This window comes from Pseudomonas sp. SWRI92, assembly GCF_014268685.1.
GTDB classification, from domain to species: Bacteria; Pseudomonadota; Gammaproteobacteria; order Pseudomonadales; family Pseudomonadaceae; genus Aquipseudomonas; species Aquipseudomonas marvdashtae.
In genome coordinates this window covers 1-231 of the sequence record NZ_JABWQY010000061.1, presented here as the reverse complement: position 1 = coordinate 231, position 231 = coordinate 1, and the positions used below count along the sequence as shown (strand labels likewise).

Annotated in this window: 1 rRNA gene; it reads right to left on the bottom strand. The window is 52.4% G+C overall.

The window, feature by feature from the left end:
• Positions 1-150: 150 nt before the first annotated feature.
• Positions 151-231, bottom strand: a 23S ribosomal RNA gene (locus tag HU762_RS26585); the annotation flags it as partial.

Sequence of the window (231 nt, the reverse complement as noted above, 5' to 3'; positions counted from 1 at the left end):
CCGAGTCGTGGCCGGCTGGCCTCGCTTCAGCAAATTGGGTATGTGATAGCTTCGGTGTTTTTGTGAGATTCGAACTTTCGGTTCGTTTCGTCTTCACACACCGCAATCTGGTGCCCTGCGTGCAGGATCAGCAAATTGCTTGGGTGTTATATGGTCAAGCCTCACGGGCAATTAGTACAGGTTAGCTCAACGCCTCACAGCGCTTACACACCCTGCCTATCAACGTCGTAG